This is a genomic window from Pseudomonas sp. 10S4 (assembly GCF_034344865.1).
GTDB lineage: Bacteria > Pseudomonadota > Gammaproteobacteria > Pseudomonadales > Pseudomonadaceae > Aquipseudomonas.
Map to the genome: position 1 here is coordinate 569,651 of NZ_CP133774.1, position 20,070 is coordinate 589,720.

The 20,070-nt window shown below is 60.2% G+C and carries 15 protein-coding genes, 1 other RNA gene and 4 pseudogenes; 4 read left to right on the plus strand and 16 right to left on the minus strand.

The window, feature by feature from the left end:
- Positions 1 to 3: 3 nt before the first annotated feature.
- The 14 genes and pseudogenes from RHM58_RS02650 to rsmI form a co-directional block, all read right to left on the minus strand.
- Positions 4 to 972 (minus strand): D-alanine--D-alanine ligase, encoded by a 969-nt coding sequence (locus tag RHM58_RS02650; RefSeq protein WP_201206549.1) that lies wholly within the window; start codon positions 970 to 972, stop codon positions 4 to 6.
- A complete protein-coding gene (murC, locus tag RHM58_RS02655) occupies positions 969 to 2,429 on the minus strand; it encodes a UDP-N-acetylmuramate--L-alanine ligase (protein ID WP_201206552.1) in 1,461 nt (486 codons plus the stop codon). The genes RHM58_RS02650 and murC overlap by 4 nt, the downstream gene beginning before the upstream one ends.
- Complete coding sequence (gene murG, locus RHM58_RS02660; RefSeq protein ID WP_201206554.1) at positions 2,422 to 3,492, minus strand: undecaprenyldiphospho-muramoylpentapeptide beta-N-acetylglucosaminyltransferase; 1,071 nt, start codon at positions 3,490 to 3,492, stop codon at positions 2,422 to 2,424. The genes murC and murG overlap by 8 nt, the downstream gene beginning before the upstream one ends.
- Entirely contained in the window at positions 3,482 to 4,699 is a 1,218-nt protein-coding gene (gene ftsW / locus RHM58_RS02665; RefSeq protein WP_416195296.1) for a putative lipid II flippase FtsW, read from the minus strand. The genes murG and ftsW overlap by 11 nt, the downstream gene beginning before the upstream one ends.
- Positions 4,696 to 6,043: pseudogene (murD, locus tag RHM58_RS02670) on the minus strand (UDP-N-acetylmuramoyl-L-alanine--D-glutamate ligase). The gene ftsW and the pseudogene murD overlap by 4 nt, the downstream one beginning before the upstream one ends.
- 5 nt (positions 6,044 to 6,048) lie before the next feature.
- Positions 6,049 to 7,131: a phospho-N-acetylmuramoyl-pentapeptide-transferase gene (gene mraY / locus RHM58_RS02675; RefSeq protein ID WP_201206558.1), complete on the minus strand. Its 1,083-nt coding sequence runs from the start codon at positions 7,129 to 7,131 to the stop codon at positions 6,049 to 6,051.
- Positions 7,131 to 8,499, minus strand: a pseudogene (locus tag RHM58_RS02680) (UDP-N-acetylmuramoyl-tripeptide--D-alanyl-D-alanine ligase). Before RHM58_RS02680 ends, mraY begins: the two are co-directional and overlap by 1 nt.
- Entirely contained in the window at positions 8,492 to 9,955 is a 1,464-nt protein-coding gene (locus tag RHM58_RS02685) for a UDP-N-acetylmuramoyl-L-alanyl-D-glutamate--2,6-diaminopimelate ligase (RefSeq protein WP_322269606.1), read from the minus strand. The pseudogene RHM58_RS02680 and the gene RHM58_RS02685 overlap by 8 nt, the downstream one beginning before the upstream one ends.
- Positions 9,955 to 11,693: pseudogene (locus RHM58_RS02690) on the minus strand (peptidoglycan D,D-transpeptidase FtsI family protein). Before RHM58_RS02690 ends, RHM58_RS02685 begins: the two are co-directional and overlap by 1 nt.
- Positions 11,693 to 11,986: a cell division protein FtsL gene (gene ftsL, locus RHM58_RS02695; protein WP_201193606.1), complete on the minus strand. Its 294-nt coding sequence runs from the start codon at positions 11,984 to 11,986 to the stop codon at positions 11,693 to 11,695. The pseudogene RHM58_RS02690 and the gene ftsL overlap by 1 nt, the downstream one beginning before the upstream one ends.
- Positions 11,983 to 12,930, minus strand: a complete 948-nt coding sequence (gene rsmH / locus RHM58_RS02700) for a 16S rRNA (cytosine(1402)-N(4))-methyltransferase RsmH (protein ID WP_416195297.1) — start codon at positions 12,928 to 12,930, stop codon at positions 11,983 to 11,985. The genes ftsL and rsmH overlap by 4 nt, the downstream gene beginning before the upstream one ends.
- Positions 12,927 to 13,381: pseudogene (mraZ, locus tag RHM58_RS02705) on the minus strand (division/cell wall cluster transcriptional repressor MraZ). Before mraZ ends, rsmH begins: the two are co-directional and overlap by 4 nt.
- 354 nt (positions 13,382 to 13,735) lie before the next feature.
- Positions 13,736 to 14,086: RNase P RNA component class A (gene rnpB / locus RHM58_RS02710), an RNA gene on the minus strand.
- Positions 14,087 to 14,161: 75 nt separating this feature from the next.
- Positions 14,162 to 15,067, minus strand: coding sequence for a 16S rRNA (cytidine(1402)-2'-O)-methyltransferase (gene rsmI / locus RHM58_RS02715; RefSeq protein WP_185058240.1), 906 nt, complete (start codon positions 15,065 to 15,067; stop codon positions 14,162 to 14,164).
- 177 nt (positions 15,068 to 15,244) lie between these two features.
- Here rsmI and RHM58_RS02720 point away from each other — a divergent pair, with 177 nt between their 5' ends.
- The 4 genes from RHM58_RS02720 to RHM58_RS02735 all read left to right on the plus strand — a co-directional run bounded on the left by RHM58_RS02720 (position 15,245) and on the right by RHM58_RS02735 (position 18,694).
- Positions 15,245 to 17,056 (plus strand): penicillin-binding protein activator, encoded by a 1,812-nt coding sequence (locus RHM58_RS02720; RefSeq protein WP_201206564.1) that lies wholly within the window; start codon positions 15,245 to 15,247, stop codon positions 17,054 to 17,056.
- Positions 17,056 to 17,418: a YraN family protein gene (locus RHM58_RS02725; protein ID WP_201206566.1), complete on the plus strand. Its 363-nt coding sequence runs from the start codon at positions 17,056 to 17,058 to the stop codon at positions 17,416 to 17,418. Before RHM58_RS02720 ends, RHM58_RS02725 begins: the two co-directional genes overlap by 1 nt.
- A gap of 104 nt (positions 17,419 to 17,522) precedes the next feature.
- Positions 17,523 to 18,116, plus strand: coding sequence for a phosphoheptose isomerase (locus RHM58_RS02730; protein WP_007904374.1), 594 nt, complete (start codon positions 17,523 to 17,525; stop codon positions 18,114 to 18,116).
- Entirely contained in the window at positions 18,113 to 18,694 is a 582-nt protein-coding gene (locus RHM58_RS02735) for a BON domain-containing protein (RefSeq protein WP_201206569.1), read from the plus strand. The genes RHM58_RS02730 and RHM58_RS02735 overlap by 4 nt, the downstream gene beginning before the upstream one ends.
- Before the next feature lie 190 nt (positions 18,695 to 18,884).
- Here RHM58_RS02735 and RHM58_RS02740 read toward each other — a convergent pair whose 3' ends face one another.
- Positions 18,885 to 19,298 carry a ClpXP protease specificity-enhancing factor gene (locus RHM58_RS02740; RefSeq protein WP_054045578.1) on the minus strand — a complete coding sequence of 138 codons (414 nt, stop codon included), beginning with the start codon at positions 19,296 to 19,298 and terminating at the stop codon, positions 18,885 to 18,887.
- A gap of 16 nt (positions 19,299 to 19,314) precedes the next feature.
- A complete protein-coding gene (locus tag RHM58_RS02745; protein ID WP_201193598.1) occupies positions 19,315 to 19,932 on the minus strand; it encodes a glutathione S-transferase N-terminal domain-containing protein in 618 nt (205 codons plus the stop codon).
- Positions 19,933 to 20,070 lie beyond the last annotated feature (138 nt).

Below are 20,070 nucleotides of genomic sequence, written 5' to 3' on the forward strand. Positions count from 1 at the left end.
GTCTTAACCTCGCGGCTCGTGGTTGCCGGCAACGCTGGCGGCCAAAATCGCCAGAACCAGTTGCTGGAAATCCAGACCAGCAGCACGGGCCGCCATCGGCACCAAGCTGTGATCGGTCATGCCCGGTGCGGTGTTGACTTCCAGGAACCAGAACTGCCCGTCGGCGTCCTGCATCACGTCTGCCCTGCCCCAACCGGCGATACCCAGCGCCTCGCAGGCTTTCGCCGTGAGGTCCATGAGTTCCTTTTCTTTGTTGCTGTCCAGGCCACACGGAATCCGATACTGGGTATCGTTAGCCACGTATTTGGCGTCGTAGTCGTAGAAGCTGTGCGTGGTGCCCAAGGCGATGACTGGCAACACCTGGTCACGCAGGGTGGCGATGGTGAACTCCGGACCTTGAATCCATTGCTCGACCAACACTTGCGAATCGTAGGTACTGGCCGCTTTCCATGCGTCGATCAACTCGGACGCGGAACTCACTTTGGCCATCCCGATACTTGAACCTTCATGGGCCGGTTTGACGATCAAAGGGAAGCCCAGTTCCGTGGCCGCCGAAATACAATCGGCCTCGGAGCCAAGAACGGCGTGGCGTGGCGTCGGAATCCCGAGGCTGTGCCAGACCTGTTTGGTGCGCAGCTTGTCCATCGCCAATGCCGACGCCAGGATGCCGCTACCGGTGTAAGGAATGCCCAGGCATTCGAGCAGGCCTTGCATGCTGCCGTCTTCACCGCCACGACCGTGGAGGATGATGAAGGCGCGATCGATTTTTTCGTTCAGCAGACGCTGCAGCAGGTCATCGCCGACGTCGAGGCCAAACGCGTCCACACCGGCGCTTTGCAGCGCTTCGAGAACCGCGTTACCCGACTTCAGGGAAACCTCACGCTCGGCACTCTTGCCGCCGAAGAGCACGGCGACGCGGCCGAAGTCTTTCGGCGCGATCGTGGAGACGAGGTTGGCGTAGGCAGCAGTCATTTCAATTTCCCCACAGCCGGCGCAGCAATGGCACCGACGAACAACGGACTGTTCAACAGTTTTGGTGCGAGACCACCGATATCACCGGCGCCCTGGCACAGCAGGATGTCGCCGGCACGCAGCAGCGGCTTGACGATCGGCGCCAGGTCGACACCGCGCTCGATGTAGATCGGGTCCAGTTGACCGCGCTGGCGGATGCTGTTGCACAGCTTGCGGCTGTCGGCGCCCGGGATCGGTTCTTCACCGGCCGGGTAGACTTCCATCAGCAACAGGACGTTGGCGTCGGCCAGTACATTGACGAAGTCGTCGTACAGGTCCCGCGTGCGGCTGTAACGGTGCGGCTGGTAAACCATCACCAGACGACGCTCCGGCCAGCCACCGCGTACGGCTTTGATCACCGCGGCCACTTCGGTCGGGTGGTGACCGTAGTCGTCGACCAGCATCACGTTGCCGCCGTCTACCGGCAGTTCGCCGTAGACCTGGAAGCGTCGGCCGACCCCCTGGAACCCGGACAGGCCCTGGACGATGGCTTCATCGCTGACGCCTTCGTCGGAGGCAATGCAGATGGTCGCCAAAGCGTTCAATACGTTGTGGTTGCCCGGCATGTTCACCGAGACATCCAGCGGCTCGCGCTCAGGGCGCAGCACGGTGAAGAAGGTCTGCATGCCTTGCTGGCGCACATTGATTGCACGCACGTCGCAGTCATCGCCGAAGCCGTAGGTGACTGTCGGGCGTTTGACCAGCGGCAGGATTTCACGCACCACCGGATCGTCCAGGCACACCACCGCCAAACCGTAGAACGGCAGGTTGTGGAGGAACTCGACGAAGGTTTTCTTCAGTTTGTTGAAGTCACCGTCGTAGGTCGCCATGTGGTCGGCGTCGATGTTGGTGACCACGGCCACCAGCGGCTGCAAGTGCAGGAAGCTCGCATCGCTTTCGTCGGCTTCGGCGATCAGGTAACGGCTGGTGCCGAGCTGGGCATTGGTGCCCGCAGCATTCAGGCGGCCACCGATGACGAACGTCGGGTCCAGGCCACCGGCCGCGAACACCGAAGCGATCAGGCTGGTGGTGGTGGTTTTGCCGTGGGTACCGGCGACGGCGATGCCGTGGCGATAACGCATCAACTCGGCAAGCATTTCGGCACGCGGCACCACCGGAATCCGGCGTTCCAGGGCAGTGACGACTTCCGGGTTGGAGGTGTTCACGGCACTGGAGGTCACCAGCACATCGGCGCTCGCGGCGTTCTCGGCACGGTGGCCGATGTAGATGTGAGCACCGAAAGATTCCAGGCGCTCGGTCACCGGCGATGCTTTGAGGTCGGAGCCTGAGACTTCATAGCCCAGGTTCAACAACACTTCAGCGATGCCGCACATGCCTACGCCGCCGATACCGACGAAGTGGATTTTACGGATGCGGCGCATTTCCGGTTGAGGCATGGCTTTCTGATTCTCAACCATGGGCCACCTCCAGGCAGGTGTCGACGACGTTACGGGTTGCATCGGGTTTCGCCAGTCGGCGGGCCGCGTTGGCCATGTCATTGAGTCGTTGCGGTTGCATCAGGACCTCTGTCAGGCGTGCGGCAAGATCTGCGGCGCCAGTCGTTCTTTGCGGCATCAGGAAGGCAGCACCTTCACGAGCCAAATATTCGGCGTTGCGGGTCTGGTGATCGTCGATCGCGTGGGGCAAAGGCACCAGCATCGAGGGCAGACCGGCGGCGGCCAGTTCACTGATGGTCAATGCGCCTGCACGGCACACCACCAGGTCGGCCCAGCCATAGGCTTGGGCCATGTCTTTGATGAAAGGCTGCACTTGCGCCTCGACGCCAGCCTCGCGATAGCGCTGCGCAGTCACTTCATCGTGGTTTTTGCCGGCCTGATGAAACACTTCCGGGCGCAGGTCGGCGGCGACTTGCGACAGGGCTTCAGGCAGCAACTTGTTCAACGGTTCTGCGCCCAGGCTTCCGCCCAGGATCAGCAAACGCGCCTTGCGACCGGCCAGGGCTGGTCGCGGTGTTTCGAGGAACAGCTCGGTGCGCACCGGATTACCGGTGGTCCGTCGGCTGTCCGACAGGGTAAAGGTGTCGGGGAACGCTTCACAGACTCGGGCGGCCAACGGCATGAGCAACCGATTGGCGGTACCTGCCACGGCGTTCTGCTCGTGAACGATGATCGGCACGCCGGACAATTTGGCGGCAACACCGCCAGGGCCAGTCACATAACCACCAAAACCGACCACACACACCGGCCGCAGCCGACGAATGATCGCCCGCGCCTGCCAGATCGATTTGAGCAACATGAACGGTGCCTTGAGCAGCGACAGCTTGCCCTTGCCCCGCAGACCGCTGGCATTGATACGATGCAGTTCCAGACCGGCCGCCGGGACCAGGTCGTTTTCGATGCCGCGCGGGGTACCCAGCCAATGCACGGTGTAGCCGCGGGCCTGGAACTCGCGAGCGCAGGCCAACGCCGGGAACACGTGCCCGCCGGTGCCGCCCGCCATGATCAATACGTTAGCGCCCATGGGGTGGCTCCTCGGCGAAGTCACTCTCCTGGAACTCCATCTCTTCACTGCCCAGGTGGGTTCGACTCTCCCACTCGATGCGCAGCAACAACCCGAGACAGGCACAGCAGATCACCAACGAACTACCGCCGTAACTGAGGAACGGCAGGGTCAGGCCCTTGGTCGGCAGCAGGCCGACGTTCACCCCGATGTTGATCAGGAACTGACCAATCCACAGGAACGACAGGCCGTAGGCCACGTACGCCGCGAAGAACTGCTTGGCCTTCTCTGCCCACAAACCGATGTACATGCCACGAATACAGACAAAGACGAACAGCGCGACAGTACACAAGGAACCCACGGCACCCAGTTCTTCGGCCAGGACCGAGAACACGAAGTCCGTGTGGGCTTCCGGCAGGTAGAACTGTTTCTGCACGCTGTTGCCCAGGCCAACGCCCAACCATTCGCCGCGACCGAACGCGATCAGTGCTTGAGACAACTGATAGCCGGCACCGAACTGATCGGCCCACGGATCCGCAAAGTTGGTCAGACGCGCCATTCGATACGGCTGCACTTGAATCAGCAGCACCACGGCCGCGACAGCGAGCACCACCATCAAGGAAAACCGGAACAGCCCGACCCCGCCGAGGAACAGCATCGCCGCCGCTGCCCCCATCATTACGACGGTGGCACCGAAGTCCGGCTCCATCAGCAACAGGCCCGCCATCGGCAGCAGCACGATGAATGGCTTGAAGAAGCCCATCCAGCTTTCGCGCACTTCCTTCTGACGACGTACCAGGTAACCGGCGAGGTAGATCACCACGAACACCTTGGCGATCTCGGAAGGCTGGACGTTGAAGAAGCTAAAACCGATCCAGCGCATCGAACCGTTCACTTCACGGCCGATCCCGGGGACGATCACCATAATCAGCAAACCGAACGCGCCCAGCAGCATCAACCAGCCCAGGCGTTGCCAGGTGGCAATCGGGATCATCATGGTGATGACGCAGGCACCGAGGCCCAGCACGATGTAGATAAGGTGACGAATCATGTAGTACAGCGCGCTGCCCGACTGCGCTGCGGCCACTTCGGTGGATGCCGAGGCAATCATGATCAGGCCAAGGCCCAGCAATGCCAGGCAGCCAGCGAGCATCGGGAAATCAAGGTCGATACCGCGCCCGGTAATGATCGGCGACGGATACGGCTTGATGATATTTCTCAGGCTCATGCCAGATCCTCCACAGCGCGGACGAACTGGTGACCACGGTCTTCGTAATTTTTGAACATGTCGAAACTGGCGCAGGCCGGCGACAACAGCACGGCAGTCGCCCGGTTCGGCGAGGGCGCGGCATTGCTCTACGGCTTCAAGCAGCGAGTTGACGCGAATCAGCGGCACGCCATCGCCGATGGCCTGGCCGATCAGGTCGGAGTCGCGGCCCATCAGCACCACGGCGCGGCAGTTGGCCGCCACCGGGTCACGCAAATCCTTGAACTCGGCACCCTTGCCATCGCCACCGGCGATCAGCACGAGTTTGCCTTCGATGTCCGCGCCTAAGCCTTCGATGGCAGCCAGTGCGGCGCCAACGTTGGTGGCTTTGGAATCGTTGTAATAGCTCACGCCATTGAGGTCGCGGACCCACTGGCAACGATGCTCAAGCCCGGCAAAGGTGCGCAGGCTCGACAGCATCGCGTCGAATGGCAGGCCAACGGCGTGCCCCAGTGCCAGCGCCGCGAGGGCGTTGGACTGGTTGTGAGCGCCACGAACTTTCAATTCGCGCACCGGCATCAGGTTCTGGAATTCGAAGGCCAGGTATTTCTCGCCGTCCTCTTCCCGGATACCAAACGCCTTGAAATCAGGTTTGCTCAAACCGAAGGTCCAGCATGGCTGACCTTCGCCCATCAACGGACGGCTCAGGGCGTCCTGACGGTTGACCACAAACTGCTTGGCCCCGCGGAAGATCCGGTGCTTGGCCAAGTGATAGGCCGGCAGACCGCTGTAGCGGTCCATGTGGTCTTCGCTGACGTTGAGTACAGTCGCCACTTCCGCGTTAAGTTGATCGGTGGTTTCGAGCTGGAAGCTCGACAGCTCCATTACGTACAACTCGACGTCGTCGCTGAGCAGATCCAGCGCCGGCGTACCGAGATTACCGCCAACCGCGACACGCTTGCCCGCCGCAACGGCCATCTCGCCAACCAGGGTGGTGACGGTGCTTTTCGCGTTGGAACCGCTGATGGCGACAATCGGCACCTTCGCGTTACGCGCGAACAGCTCGATGTCACCGGACAACTTCACGCCACGGGCCGCAGCGGCTTGCAGGGCTGGGGTCGCCAGTGCCAGGCCGGGGCTCACGTAGAGCTCGTCGGCACGGCACAGGAACTCGACGTCCAGCTCGCCACAACGCACTTCCACGTGCGGATAGTCACGACGCAGCGTGTCTAGCTCCGGTGGATTTTCCCGCGTATCGGCCACAGCAAACGACACGCCCCGGTTCGCCAGGAAGCGAACCAGGGACATGCCGCTCTTGCCGAGGCCGACAACGATGCGGAAGTGGTCAGAAGCGATCAGAGACACTCGTTCTACCTCAGCTTCAGGGTGGCAAGGCCGATCAACACGAGAATTACGGTGATGATCCAGAAACGGACGATCACGCGCGGCTCGGGCCAGCCCTTGAGTTCAAAGTGGTGGTGTATGGGTGCCATTCGGAACACACGGCGACCGGTCATCTTGAAGGAGGCCACCTGGATGACCACCGACAGGGTTTCCATCACGAACACGCCGCCCATGATGAACAGGACGATTTCCTGACGGACGATCACCGCGATGGTGCCCAACGCGGCGCCCAGTGCCAGCGCGCCGACGTCGCCCATGAAGACTTGGGCCGGATAGGTGTTGAACCAGAGGAACCCCAGGCCCGCACCAATCAACGCGCCACAGAACACGATCAGTTCACCGGCTCCCGGGACGTAAGGGATCAGCAGGTATTCAGCGAATTTCACGTTACCGGACAGGTAGCAGAAGATCCCCAACCCGCCGCCGACCATCACCGTCGGCATGATCGCCAGACCGTCGAGGCCGTCAGTCAGGTTGACCGCGTTGCTCGAACCGACAATCACGAAGTAGGTCAGGATGACGAAACCTGCGCCCATCGGAATGCTGTAGTCCTTGAGCATCGGCAGGATCAGCGTGGTTTCTACCGGCGTGGTCGCGGTCATATAAAGGAAGAGCGCCGCGCCCAGACCAAACACCGACTGCCAGAGATACTTCCAGCGGCTCGGCAAGCCACGGGAGTTCTTCTCGATGACTTTGCGGTAATCGTCGACCCAACCAATGGCGCCGAACAACAGGGTCACCAGCAACACGGTCCAGACATAGCGGTTGCTCAAGTCAGCCCAGAGCAAGGTGCTGACGCCGATGGACGACAGAATCAGCGCGCCGCCCATGGTCGGGGTGCCCGATTTGGACAGGTGCGATTGCGGGCCATCGTTGCGAACGGATTGACCGATCTGACGGTTCTGCAAGGTGCGGATCATCCACGGGCCGTAGCACAGCGACAACACCAGCGCGGTGAGCACGCCGAGAATCCCGCGCAGGGTCAGGTACTGAAAGACCGCGAAGCCTTTGTAGAACTGTTGCAGATACTCCGCTAGCAGCAGCAGCATTAATGTTTCTCCAGACTGGACCCGCACAAAGCGGCGACGATGTTTTCCATCGCAGCGCTGCGCGAACCCTTGATCAAAATAGTGGTGTTTGTATCTTGCTCGGCGCCCAGAGCTTCGATCAGTTCAGCCTGGCTGCTGAAGTGAAAGGCCTGCGGGCCAAACGCGTTCACGGCATGAACCATCATCGATCCGACCGCGTAAAGCGCAGAAACCTTGCCACGGGCATATTCGCCCACGTCGCGGTGCCCCTGCTCCGCCCAGTCGCCCAATTCGCCGATATCCCCGAGCACCAGAACGGTGCGTCCGGAAAAGCCGGCGAGTATATCAACGGCAGCGCACATGGAGGTGGGGTTCGCGTTGTAAGTGTCATCTATTACGCGCATTCCGTTCGTCGCCAGTTGCGCAACGGTGCGACCCTTGACCGGTTGTACTGCACCAAGGCCCGTGGCGATGCCGAACAGCGACACGCCAAGGGCGTGTGCGGCGGCGGCGGCAGCCATGGCATTGGCGACGTTATGGGTGCCGAGCAGGTTCAGTTGAACCCGTTCCACACCTTCAGGACTGTGCAGGTTGAATGCCGGGCAACCGCGAGCATCGCGATCCAGCTCGCTGGCGTAGAAGTCGGCGCTTGGGTTGTTCAGCGCGAACGTCAGCACTTTTCGAGCGCCAGCGCGGGTCTTCCAGATGCCGAATGCCTTGTCGTCGAGGTTGAGAACGGCGACGCCATCGGCATCCAGCCCTTCAATAATCTCGCCTTTGGCTTCAACGATTTTTTCCGGCCCGCCGAATTCGCCAACGTGGGCAGTCCCGGCGTTATTGAGGATGGCCACGTGAGGCTTGGTCATGCCCACGGTGTAAGCGATTTCGCCGAGGCGCGACGCACCGAGTTCGATCACGGCGGCGGTGTTGTTCCGGCGCCAGTTCGAGCAGGGTCAGCGGTACGCCGAGGTCATTGTTCAGGTTGCCACGGGTCGCCAGCACAGGGCCGCGAGTGCGCAGAATGCTCGCGAGCATTTCCTTGACCGTGGTCTTGCCGCTGGAACCAGTGATAGCCGCGACCGGGTTGCTATAAGCCGCACGGTTCAGCGCGCCCAGTTGGCCAAGGGCCTGGCGAGCGTCTTTTACAAGTAGCTGCGGCAGCGAACTGTCGGCGACTTCGCGCTCGACCAAGGCTGCTACGGCGCCTTTGGCAGCCACGTCGTTCAGATAGTCATGACCATCGAAGCGCGGACCGGTCAGGGCAATAAACAGCTGACCTGGCTTAATCGCGCGGCTGTCGATGCTGACACCGTCGAAACTGGCATCGCCGGACACCAGGCGAGCATTCAGCACGCGTGTCAGTTCGCTCAGTTTCAAGGCTTTAAGCATGTGCCACCTCCCACGCAGTCAGGGCATGATCGGCCTCGACCAGATCGGAAAAGGCATGGCGTTCGCCGTTGATTTCCTGATAGTCCTCGTGACCTTTACCGGCCAGGACAATCACATCATCAGCGGTTGCGCTGGCGATCAACTGGGCAATCGCCTGACCACGACCCGCCACGAACGTCACTTTTTCCACAGCGGTGAAACCGGCGCGGATGTCGTCGAAAATTACGGATGGATCTTCGGTGCGCGGGTTGTCGTCGGTGACCAGCACGCCATCGGCCAGACGCTCTACCACTTCAGCCATCAGCGGACGCTTGCCGCGATCGCGGTCACCGCCGCAACCGAATAGGCACAGCAACCGGCCTCTGGCATGTGGACGCAGGGCCAGCAAGACTTTTTCCAGCGCATCCGGGGTGTGGGCGTAATCGACCACCACCAGCGGCTGAGTCCCGCCGCCCAAGCGCTGCATACGACCCGCAGGGCCTTCGAGTTTTGGAAGGACCTGGAGGATTTCGTCCAGCGCGTAGTCCAGACCGAGCAAGGCACCGACCGCTGCCAGGACGTTGCTCAGGTTGAAACGACCGAGCAAGGTGCTGCGCAAATGGTGCTCGCCTTGCGGCGTGACCAAGGTGGCGCGCACCCCTTCGTCATCAAACTGCGCTTCACGGCAATAAAGGTAGGCGCTGGTGTCTTCCAGGCTATAGGTGATCAAACGTGATTCGCGCTTGTCCGCCGCCAGTTGCCGGCCGAACTCGTCGTCGAGGTTGATCACCCGGCATTTCAAATCGTTCCAGGCAAACAGCTTGGCCTTGGCTTCGCCGTAGGCCTGCATGGTGCCGTGGTAATCAAGGTGATCGCGGGACAGGTTGGTCATCACTGCCACATCGAACGCCAATGCGGTCACGCGGCCCTGATCCAGACCGTGGGAAGAGACTTCCATCGCCACAGCTTTGGCACCGGCCTTTTTCAGGTCGGCAAGGGTCGCTTGCACGGCAATCGGGTTCGGCGTGGTGTGCAGGCCGCTTTCAAGCGCGCCATAGAAACCGGTGCCCAGGGTGCCGACGATGCCGCAGTGTTGACCGAGCAAGTCCAAGGCTTGCGCGACCAATTGTGTCACGCTGGTTTTGCCGTTGGTGCCGGTGACACCGACCAGATTCAGATGGCGGCTCGGGTCGCCATAAAAACGCCCGGCAATGTCCGACAACTGCGCCGCCAGGCCTTTGACCGGAATCAGCGGCGCATCGGTAATTGGCAGCACGGTGGCGCCTTCGACTTCATAAGCCACGGCAGCAGCACCGCGCTGCAACGCATCGGCAATGTGCGCACGACCATCGAATTTGCCGCCAGGGACAGCCAGGAACAAATCACCTGCCCGTACATTGCGGCTGTCCAGGGTCAGTTCGCGGATCAACAGATCACGACCGGCATGGGCGAAAATCTTGTTCAGACTCAGAGACATCAGCCGCGCCCTCCATTGGCTTTCAGCGGAACGACCGGTGCAGCGTTGGCTTGTTGGGTCGGTGGCAGGTTATCCGGGGTGACGTTCATCAGGCGCAGCGTCCCGGACATCACTCGGCTGAACACCGGCGCCGATACCAGACCACCGAAGTAGCCGGCCTTGGACGGCTCATCAATTACCACCACGATGGCGTAACGCGGATCGCTCATCGGGCCGAAGCCGGCGAACAGCGAGCGGTAGGAATTCTCGGCGTAGCCTTTGGTGCCCACGGACGTCTTACGCGCGGTACCCGACTTGCCGGCCACGTGGTACGCCGGCACCTGGGCACGGAATACACCGCGCGGGGCCTCGATCACCTGGGTCAGCATGCCTTGCATGGTTTTGGCGACGTTTTCCGGGATCACCTGGGTGGTCTGCGGTGGCTTGTCGGTCTTGATCAGGGTCAGCGGCGCGATACGACCGTTGTTGGCCAGCGCCGAGAACGCGTGGACCAACTGGATCGCCGTCACCGAAATACCGTAGCCGTAGGACAGAGTGGCGGTTTCAGCCTTGCGCCATTCGCGGTAGTTCGGCAGGTTGCCGACGCGCTCGCCCGGGAAGCCCAGGCCGGTGTCCTGGCCGAGGCCGACTTTTGCGCCAGACGGAAAATGGTTTCGCCGCCGATATCGAACGCGACCTTACTCATGCCAACGTTACTGGAGTTGATCAGGATGCCGGTCAGGTCGAGCACCGGACCTTCGGTCTTCGATACGTCCTTGATGGTGTATTTACCAATCTGCAAGCTGCCCGGGTACACCTCGACGGTGTCGCTCGGCTTCCAGCGCCCGGTTTCCAGGGCGGCACTCATGGAGATCGCTTTCATGGTCGAACCGGGTTCGAACACGTCGATCATCGCGCGGTTACGCATCATCGCCGGCTGCAGGTTGCGACGGTTGTTCGGGTTGTAGGTCGGCTGGTTGACCATGGCTAGGATCTCGCCGGTCTTCACGTCCATGATCACCAGGCTGCCGGCCTTCGCGCCGTTCTCGATGATCGCGTTACGCAGCTCGCGGTTGGCCAGATATTGCAGACGCAGGTCAATGGACAACGCCAAGGGCTTGCCGGCCTTGGCGTTTTTGGTGACCTGGACATCTTTGATCAGTCTGCCGCGCCGATCCTTGATGACCTGTCGCTTGCCGGCGACCCCGGCCAGCCATTCGTCGTAGGCCAGCTCGACGCCTTCGCGCCCGTGATCGTCAATGTCGGTAAAGCCGACCATGTGCGCGGTGACTTCACCGGCCGGGTAGAAACGGCGGAACTCTTCAATGCCGTAGACGCCTGGCACTTTAAGGTCGAGCACCGACTGGCCTTGCTCAGGCGTCAACCCGCGCACCAGATAGATGAATTCTTTATTGGCCTGGGCTTCGAGACGTTCGGTCAGGGCTTTCGGATCCTGGCCCAGCGCTGCGGCCAGTGCTGGCCACTTCTCTTTGGCCAGCTGCATTTCCTTGGCGTTGGCCCACAGGGTGGTGACCGGCGTACTCACGGCCAAAGGCTCGCCGTTACGGTCGGTGATCAGACCACGGTGAGCGGGAATAGGAATGTGACGGACGCTGCGCGCGTCGCCCTGCCCCTTGAGGAAGTCACGGTCGACCACTTGCAGGTCGATGATGCGCCAGCAAATTGCAGCCACCATGACACCGAGCAACCCCATGACCACGCGGAACCGCCAAGGGAAAAGTGCACCTTCAAGTTTCATCATGGCGCCACCATCCGTACTTCAGCAGCGCCGGGAATGCGCATCTTCAGTTGTTCGGTGGCCAGGACTTCGATGCGGCTGTGGGCGGTCCAGGTGCTCTGCTCGAGAATCAACCGGCCCCACTCGGCCTGCGCCTTGTCGCGCACGCTCAACTCGTTGTACAGCGAGTTCAACAACTGACGGTTCCAGTGGGCGCTGTAAGACACGCCGATGGCCGACACGATCACGCCAATAAACAACAGCAGCATGAAAAAGCTTCCGCCGGGAAGTGGCTTGGCGAAAAGCTTGCTCACCGCAGCTTCTCCGCGACGCGCATGATGGCGCTACGAGAACGTGGGTTGGCTTTGAGTTCGGCCTCGGAGGCGGACTGCGCTTTGCCATGGACTTTGATTTTCGGTTCGAAGGCGACGTGACGGACCGGCAGGTTGCGCGGCAGGTTGTCGGACTCGCCTTTCACCAGTTTGCGCATGAACAGTTTGACAATGCGGTCTTCCAGGGAGTGGAAGCTGATGACCACCAGACGACCGCCAATTTCCAGGCTTTCCAGTGCGGCTTCGAGGCCGGCTTCCAGATCACCCAGTTCGTTGTTGACGTGAATACGCAGGCCCTGGAACGCACGGGTGGCCGGGTTCTTGCCCTTTTCCCATGCAGGGTTCGCGACTTTCAGGACTTCGGCCAGGTCAGCAGTGCGCTCGAACGGCTTGATGTCGCGACGCTCGGCCACGGCACGGGCCATGCGGCCGGAGAAACGTTCTTCGCCGTATTCCTTGAACACCCGGGCGATTTCTTCCACCGGCGCGGTGTTGACGAATTCGGCAGCGCTGATCCCGCGGGACGGGTCCATGCGCATGTCCAGCGGGCCATCGTTGAGGAAACTGAAGCCGCGCTCAGGGTCGTCGAGCTGTGGCGACGAGACGCCCAGGTCGAGCAGAATGCCGCTGACCTTGCCGGCCAGACCGCGTTCGGCGACTTCCGAACCGAGCTCGGCAAAGCTGCGCTGCACAACGACAAAGCGGCCGTCTTCGGCCGCTAGCGTTTGCCCGGTGGCAATCGCTTGAGGATCTTTATCGAATCCAAGCAACCGACCATCGGGACCGAGCTGGCTGAGGATCAACCGGCTGTGTCCGCCGCGTCCGAACGTACCGTCCAGATAGCAGCCATCAGGACGTACGGCGAGAGCCTCCACGGCTTCGTCAAGCAGTACGGTGATGTGGTTAAAGCCGCTATCAATAGTCACAGGATCAAATCACGCAGTTCATCAGGCATGGCGCCCGGTTGTTGAATAGCAGCCAGGTCAGCGGCAGAAACCGCATCCCAGGCATCCTCGTCCCATAATTGGAACTTGTTCAGTTGGCCCACCAGCATTGCGCGCTTATCCAACTTGGCATATTCGCGCAGACGCGGCGGAACCAGAAAACGACCACTGCCATCGAGCTCGAGGTCGACGGCATTACCAATCAGCAAACGTTGCAGGCGACGGTTCTCTTCGCGAAGCGAAGGCAGTGCGCGCAGTTTGGTTTCAATAATTTCCCACTCATCGAGGGGTAAACGCACAAACATGGATCAACGGCATCGATGGTGACAATTAATTGCCCGGAACTTCTCGAAACCAGCTCGTCACGGTACCGGCTCGGCATAGCGAGACGGCCCTTTGCATCGAGACTGATAGCGTTAGCTCCGCGAAACACGTCAGCGTTTCTCCAATTTTTAGCGTTTTGAGCTCAAAAAACCCACTTCATGCCACTTTCCGCCACTTGCGCACACTATAGGAATGCGCCCACCACACCGTCAAGGCGCGGATTAAAGGAAAACCCTTACAGAACGGAGATTTAGGAGTGTAAAAGGAGGGGGAACGAGAATCTGGCGTATGTTTTCGCTCAATAACTTGAATCAGCACGGATAGCTGCATTCGAAAGTTAAAGTAATTTGTTAAGAGTAAGATTTTTTCGGTATTACGAGAGGGGGTCTGCTGGTGTTTATGTAAGGAGGGAAATTGCCACTACCAGCACCCTGCTCAATGATTCAAGCAGGGGAGAAAAAAGGTGGAGAGTCGATCTGTAAGCCGGGTTCTGTCTTGAACAGTCATTCGTCTACGATGGCCATCACTGGACATCTTTAGCAACCTACCCGGTCCCAGCGCGGGCCACGCCTTGGGACCCTATTTGGTCTTGCTCCAAGTGGGGTTTACCTAGCCACGAACTGTTGCCAGACGTGCGGTGCGCTCTTACCGCACCTTTTCACCCTTACCGGCGCCGAAGCGCTTAGGCGGTTATTTTCTGTGGCACTTTCCGTAGGCTCACGCCTCCCAGGCATTACCTGGCACTTCGCCCTATGGAGCCCGGACTTTCCTCCCCCTAATTTTCATAGAGGGCAGCGACTGTCCAATCGACTCTCCGCCGCAAAGGTTAACGGCAGAGCGGCCGAAGAACAAGCGCTAAAAGCCTTTGGCCACTCCTGCGCGTCGGGTTTTACTCGCTCTTCTGTTTATCCAGCGCGACTTGATACAGAACATTCTTACGCTCGCCGGTAATTTGCGCGGCCAAGGCGGCGGCACGCTTGAGCGGCATTTCTTCGAGCAACAGGTTGAGGATGCGCATGGCTTCGCTGCTGACTGCGTCTTCCGTCTCCGGCGCCGACCAGCCGGCCACCAGCACCACGCACTCCCCGCGCTGCTGATTGCTGTCGGACTCGACAAACTCACGCAACTCAGCGAGCGGCAACCCCTTGAGTGTCTCGAACGTTTTAGTGATTTCCCGCGCCAACAACGCCGGGCGCTCGCCGCCGAATACCAGCTCCATGTCTTGCAGGCATTCAAGGATGCGGTGCGGAGCCTCGTAGAAAATCAGCGTGCGCGGTTCTTCCTTGACCAACTCCAGTCGCGCCCGACGCCCCACAGCCTTGGCCGGCAGGAAGCCTTCGAAAATGAAGCGATCCGACGGCAGCCCCGCCGCCGAGAGTGCGGCGATCAACGCGCAAGCGCCGGGCACTGGCACCACATTGATCCCCGCTGCACGGGCCTGACGCACCAGGTGATAACCCGGATCGGAAATCAGCGGCGTGCCGGCGTCAGAGATCAATGCCACATCGTCGCCGGCCAGCAGGCGTGTGATAAAGCGGCTACCTTCATCACGTTCGTTGTGTTCATGGCAGGCGGCCAACGGCGTAGGAATGCCGAAGTGCTGCATCAAACGCTGGGAGTGACGCGTGTCTTCGGCGGCAATCAACGCCACCTCGCGCAGGATTTTCAGCGCACGGGCACTGATGTCGTCCAGGTTGCCGATGGGCGTCGCCACCACATAAAGCGAGCCAGCAGCGGAATTCAAAGCACCTGGAGCAGTCAAAGCGCACACCTCATGATCGGTAAAAGTCGCCATTGTAGCGCGTAGCAGCTTTCGCGATACGCCCCACCCACCCTTGGTTTTTCGGCCTTTTGTGCAGTACTGCAACATTTACACGAGCTAAATTGACGGTTTCACGCCAGTAACATCGCGCCCCGGCCAGCGCTTGGGTACAATTCCACGCTAATTTGATCGAGTATCAGGAACACTTACATGATCGCTTGCCTGCGGCTGTTCTCTGCCCTCTGCCTCGCTGCCTTGCTGGTGGCTTGCGCCAGCTCGCCCTCCTCCAGCCTTGGCGAACTTCCACGCACCCCGGATGCCAGTATCGAGCAATTGCTCGAAAAGGCTGCCCAAAGCAAAACGCCGGAACAAGCTGCACTGTTTCGCCTGAGCGCGGCAGACCTGGCTTACCGTCAGGGCAATGCCGGCCAGTCCGCGCAAATCCTGCAACAGGTGCCGATGGAACAACTCAAGCCTGGCCAACAGGTCTTCGCCAGCACTCTGGCGGCTGAACTGGCCATGGTGCGCAATCAGCCCAAAGCGGCGCTGACTGCCTTGAGCCATCCGAGCCTGCAACGCTTGGGCGAACTGCCTGTCGAGCAACAAGTACGCACCGGCACCGTTCACGCCCGCGCCCTTGAAGCCGATGGCCAGACCCTGGCCGCTGCACGGGAACGCATCTTTATTGCGCCAATGCTCGAAGGTGAAGCAGCCAGCAAAAACCACGAAGCGATCTGGATCCTGATCGCCTCGCTGCCCACAGATCAATTGCAGCCGACCACCTCCGACGACCTCGGTGGCTGGATGGGCCTGGCTCTGGCGGTGAAAACTGCCGGCACACTGGAGCAGCAGCAAGCGGCGATCGACAACTGGCGCGCACAGAATCCCAAGCACCCAGCCGCCCTTCAATTGCCGCTGCCGCTGACTAAACTCAAAGAGCTGGCGAGCCAGCCCCTGAGCAAAATTGCTCTGCTGCTGCCACAAGAAGGCCAGTTGGCGGCGGTTGGCAAGGCACTGCGCGACGGTTTCATGGCCGCTCACTACCAGGCACAACAAGCCGGGCAGAAGCCGCCAGCCATCGTGTTCTATGACAGCTCGAAACTGACCTCGATGGACGAGTTCTATCGCAAGGCCCAGGCCGACGGCGTGCAACTGGTCGTTGGTCCGCTGGAGAAGCCGCTGGTCAAACAGCTCAGCGCTCACCCTCAGCTACCGATCACCACGTTGGCGCTGAACTATAGCGAAGGCGAGCAAGGTCCGGCGCAGCTGTTCCAGTTTGGCCTTGCGGCTGAAGACGAAGCTCGCGAAGTGTCCCGCCGCGCTCGCGCCGATGGCCTGCATCGTGCTGCCATCATGGTGCCAAAAGGCGAATGGGGCGACCGCGTAATGAAGGCATTCAGCCAGGACTGGCAAGCGAACGGTGGCAGCATTGTCGCCGTCGAACGTGTTGACCAGCCGGTACAACTGGCACAGCAGATTGCTGACATGTTCCAGTTGCGCCAGAGCGAAGGTCGCGCCAAGAGCCTGCAGAGCACCGTTGGCTCGCAAGTCGCCGCCCAGCCTTCCCGTCGTCAGGACATCGAGTTCATCTTCCTGGCGGCCACCCCGCAACAGGCGCAACAGATCAAACCAACCCTGAACTTCCAGTACGCCGGTGACGTCCCGGTTTACGCGACGTCCCACGTGTTCAGTGCCAGCGGCGATGTAAACCAGTACAACGACATGAACGGTGTGCGCTTCTGCGAAACCCCGTGGCTACTGGATGCCAACGATCCACTGCGCAAACAGGTCACTGCACAATGGCCGCAGGCCGGTGGCAGCCTCGGTCGCCTTTACGCAATGGGTGTTGACGCCTATCGCCTGGCACCGCGCCTGGGGCAACTCAAGGCTTTGCCGGACAGCCGCATCGAAGGTCAATCGGGCAGCCTCGGCATGACCCAGAACCAACGCGTGGTTCGCCAGTTGCCGTGGGCACAGTTCGTTAATGGTCAGATTCAACGCCTGCCGGACACCCCGCGCTAATGCCTGACAGGTCACGCCAGCAAAGCGGCAAAGATGCCGAGCGCCATGCGCTCGAGCATCTTCAACAACACGGTCTGCGCCTGCTGGCGCAGAACTGGTTGTGTAAACGCGGCGAGCTTGATCTGGTCATGCTTGATGGCGATACAGTAGTATTCGTTGAAGTCCGCTACAGAAAAAACACTCAATGGGGTGGCGCACTCGATAGCATCGATGGGCGCAAACGGCAGAAACTGATTTTCGCCGCGCAGTATTTTCTTCAGCGCGAGTCGCGTTGGGCCAATTCCCCTTGCCGTTTCGACGTGGTTGCCATCGAAAGCAGCCTTGATCAGTTGAACTGGATGCAGAATGCCTTCGACAGCTGATCGCTTGCACCCCGAACCGGACACCTTCACCCAACACTTTTGCTCTTTGCTTTGCGGGCTGCACATTCATGTGCCGAGTAGCCGCGCTAATTAAGGTCACACAGATGGACATGCAATCCCGAATTCGCCAGCTTTTTCAGGCCAGTATCGACACCAAGCAACAGGCGATGGACGTACTTGCACCGCACATCGAGCAAGCCAGCCAAGTGATGGTCAACGCCCTGCTCAACGAGGGCAAAATGCTTTCCTGCGGCAACGGCGGCTCTGCCGGTGATGCCCAGCACTTCTCGTCGGAGCTGCTCAACCGCTTCGAGCGCGAGCGTCCGAGCCTGCCAGCCATCGCGCTGACCACCGACAGCTCGACGATCACCTCGATCGCCAACGACTACAGCTACAACGAAATCTTTTCCAAACAGATCCGCGCCCTCGGCCAGCCGGGTGACGTATTGCTGGCGATTTCCACCAGCGGCAACTCGGCGAACATTATTCAAGCGATCCAGGCCGCACATGATCGCGAAATGATTGTCGTAGCATTGACCGGTCGTGATGGCGGCGGCATGGCGTCGCTGCTATTGCCCGAGGACGTCGAGATTCGCGTACCGGCCAATGTCACCGCACGTATTCAGGAAGTCCACCTGCTGGCGATCCATTGCCTTTGCGACTTGATCGACAGCCAACTGTTCGGGAGTGAAGAATGACCCCTAATCGCCTAGGCCTTCTGGCCTTGACCCTGTGCCTCGTCGGCATCAGCGGCTGCACCTCGGTGGTTAACGCCAGCCGTGAAGCACCGATTGAAGATGACCGCGGCACGCGCACCTTCGGCAGCAAAATCGACGACTCCCTGATTGATACCAAGGTTGGCGTTAACGTCGCCAAGGCCGATCCAGGGCTGGATAACGATTCGCACATCGTCGTCACCAGCTTCAACGGCGTTGTACTGCTGGCCGGGCAAACGCCTAGTGCAGACTTGAAGGCCAAGGCCGAACAGGCTGCTGCCGCCGTCCAGCGTGTGAAGACAGTCCATAACGAGCTGCAGATCCTGCCGCCGTCCGGATTCATCGCCCGCCAGAACGACACCTGGCTGACCACCAAGATCAAGACCCAGATGCTGGCCGACGCCAGCATCCCGGGTTCGCGCATCAAGGTCGTGACCGAGAACGGCATCGTTTATCTGCTGGGCCTGCTGACCAAGCAGGAAGCCGCCCAGGCCACCAATCTGGTTCAGAGCGTTGCCGGCGTGCAGAAGATTGTGAAGCTGTTCGAATACATCGACTGATGCCCCTCTTGTAGGAGCATGGCTTGCCGGCGATGGCGCTCTTGAGATCGCCCTCGCCCTGTAGGAACTGCCGAAGGCTGCGATCTTTTGATCTTAAAAAGCCAAAGTCAAAAGATCGCAGCCTTCGGCAGCTCCTACCCGTTTGAAAGTGGTGAATAAAAAAGGCGATCCTTTCGGATCGCCTTTTTTATTACTTCACCACTTTCAAACTTGGTCGACCGCTGGGACGCGGCGGCTCGTTGTCGGGTGGCGGAACATCATCGTCCGGCTCGATCTCTTCGTCGTCTTCCATAGGCGACTCCAGATCAAACACCATGCCTTGGCCGTTCTCCCGGGCGTAAATGCCCAGGATCGAAGCGATAGGCACGAACAGGGTGTGCGGCACGCCACCGAAGCGCCCTTCGAAGCTGACCGCTTCGTTGTCCATGTGCAAATGACGCACGGCTGCCGGCGAAACGTTCAGGACAATTTGTCCATCACTGGCGAAACCTTGAGGCACCTGCACCGACGGATATTCGGAATTGACCAGCATGTGCGGGGTGCAATCGTTATCAACAATCCACTCGTAGAGCGCGCGGACCAGATAAGGTCGACTGGAGTTCATAGCGGCTCCTTAAGCCTTAGCGCATATCGCGTTCGACACCAGACAGACTCGCCTGGAAAGCCTCACGCGCGAAAGAGCGCTCCATGTAATCAAGCAACGGCTTGGCAGGCCGCGGCAGTTCAATACCCAGAATCGGCAATCGCCAGAGTATTGGCAATAGGCAGCAATCCACCAGACTTTGTTCCTCGCTGAGGAAAAACGGCTTGTCGGCGAACAACGGCGACACGCCAGTCAGGCTTTCGCGCAGCTCTTTACGAGCCACGACGCGGGCTGCTTCCTTGGACCGGGAATCCAGAATCAGATCCACCAGGCCACACCAGTCACGCTGAATACGATGAATCAGCAGACGGCTATTTGCACGCGCCACAGGATAAACCGGCAGTAAAGGCGGGTGCGGGTAACGCTCATCCAGATATTCCATCACCACGGTCGACTCCCACAACGCCAGGTCACGATCGACCAGGGTGGGCAAGCTGCCGTAAGGGTTCACTTCGATCAGTTTAGGCGGGTGACGACCAGCTTCCACGTAAATGATCTCGGCGCTGACACCCTTCTCTGCAAGTACGATGCGTACTCGGTGGGAATAGTGGTCGGCGGGGTCGGAGTAACAGGCCAACCGATTGGTCACGCCCATGGCGGTCCTCCTCGCTTGTAGAAATTATCGGAAGCGGAAAAACGCGCGCGCCCAGAGGACGCCTCCCGTAACGCCTGGCTCACCAGACTCGTTACACCTTCAGAGACGCCCCTGGGCGCGCGCGATTAACAGCAATTG

Excerpts from the sequence above, each read along its gene's own strand:
- RHM58_RS02650 (WP_201206549.1), bottom strand. The coding sequence starts at position 972 with ATGACTGCTGCCTACGCCAACCTCGTCTCCACGATCGCGCCGAAAGAC.
- murC (WP_201206552.1), bottom strand. The coding sequence starts at position 2,429 with ATGGTTGAGAATCAGAAAGCCATGCCTCAACCGGAAATGCGCCGCATC.
- murG (WP_201206554.1), bottom strand. The coding sequence starts at position 3,492 with ATGGGCGCTAACGTATTGATCATGGCGGGCGGCACCGGCGGGCACGTG.
- ftsW (WP_416195296.1), bottom strand. The coding sequence starts at position 4,699 with ATGAGCCTGAGAAATATCATCAAGCCGTATCCGTCGCCGATCATTACC.
- mraY (WP_201206558.1), bottom strand. The coding sequence starts at position 7,131 with ATGCTGCTGCTGCTAGCGGAGTATCTGCAACAGTTCTACAAAGGCTTC.
- RHM58_RS02685 (WP_322269606.1), bottom strand. The coding sequence starts at position 9,955 with ATGTCTCTGAGTCTGAACAAGATTTTCGCCCATGCCGGTCGTGATCTG.
- rsmI (WP_185058240.1), bottom strand. The coding sequence starts at position 15,067 with ATGGCGACTTTTACCGATCATGAGGTGTGCGCTTTGACTGCTCCAGGT.
- RHM58_RS02720 (WP_201206564.1), top strand. The coding sequence starts at position 15,245 with ATGATCGCTTGCCTGCGGCTGTTCTCTGCCCTCTGCCTCGCTGCCTTG.
- RHM58_RS02725 (WP_201206566.1), top strand. The coding sequence starts at position 17,056 with ATGCCTGACAGGTCACGCCAGCAAAGCGGCAAAGATGCCGAGCGCCAT.
- RHM58_RS02730 (WP_007904374.1), top strand. The coding sequence starts at position 17,523 with ATGGACATGCAATCCCGAATTCGCCAGCTTTTTCAGGCCAGTATCGAC.
- RHM58_RS02735 (WP_201206569.1), top strand. The coding sequence starts at position 18,113 with ATGACCCCTAATCGCCTAGGCCTTCTGGCCTTGACCCTGTGCCTCGTC.
- RHM58_RS02740 (WP_054045578.1), bottom strand. The coding sequence starts at position 19,298 with ATGAACTCCAGTCGACCTTATCTGGTCCGCGCGCTCTACGAGTGGATT.
- RHM58_RS02745 (WP_201193598.1), bottom strand. The coding sequence starts at position 19,932 with ATGGGCGTGACCAATCGGTTGGCCTGTTACTCCGACCCCGCCGACCAC.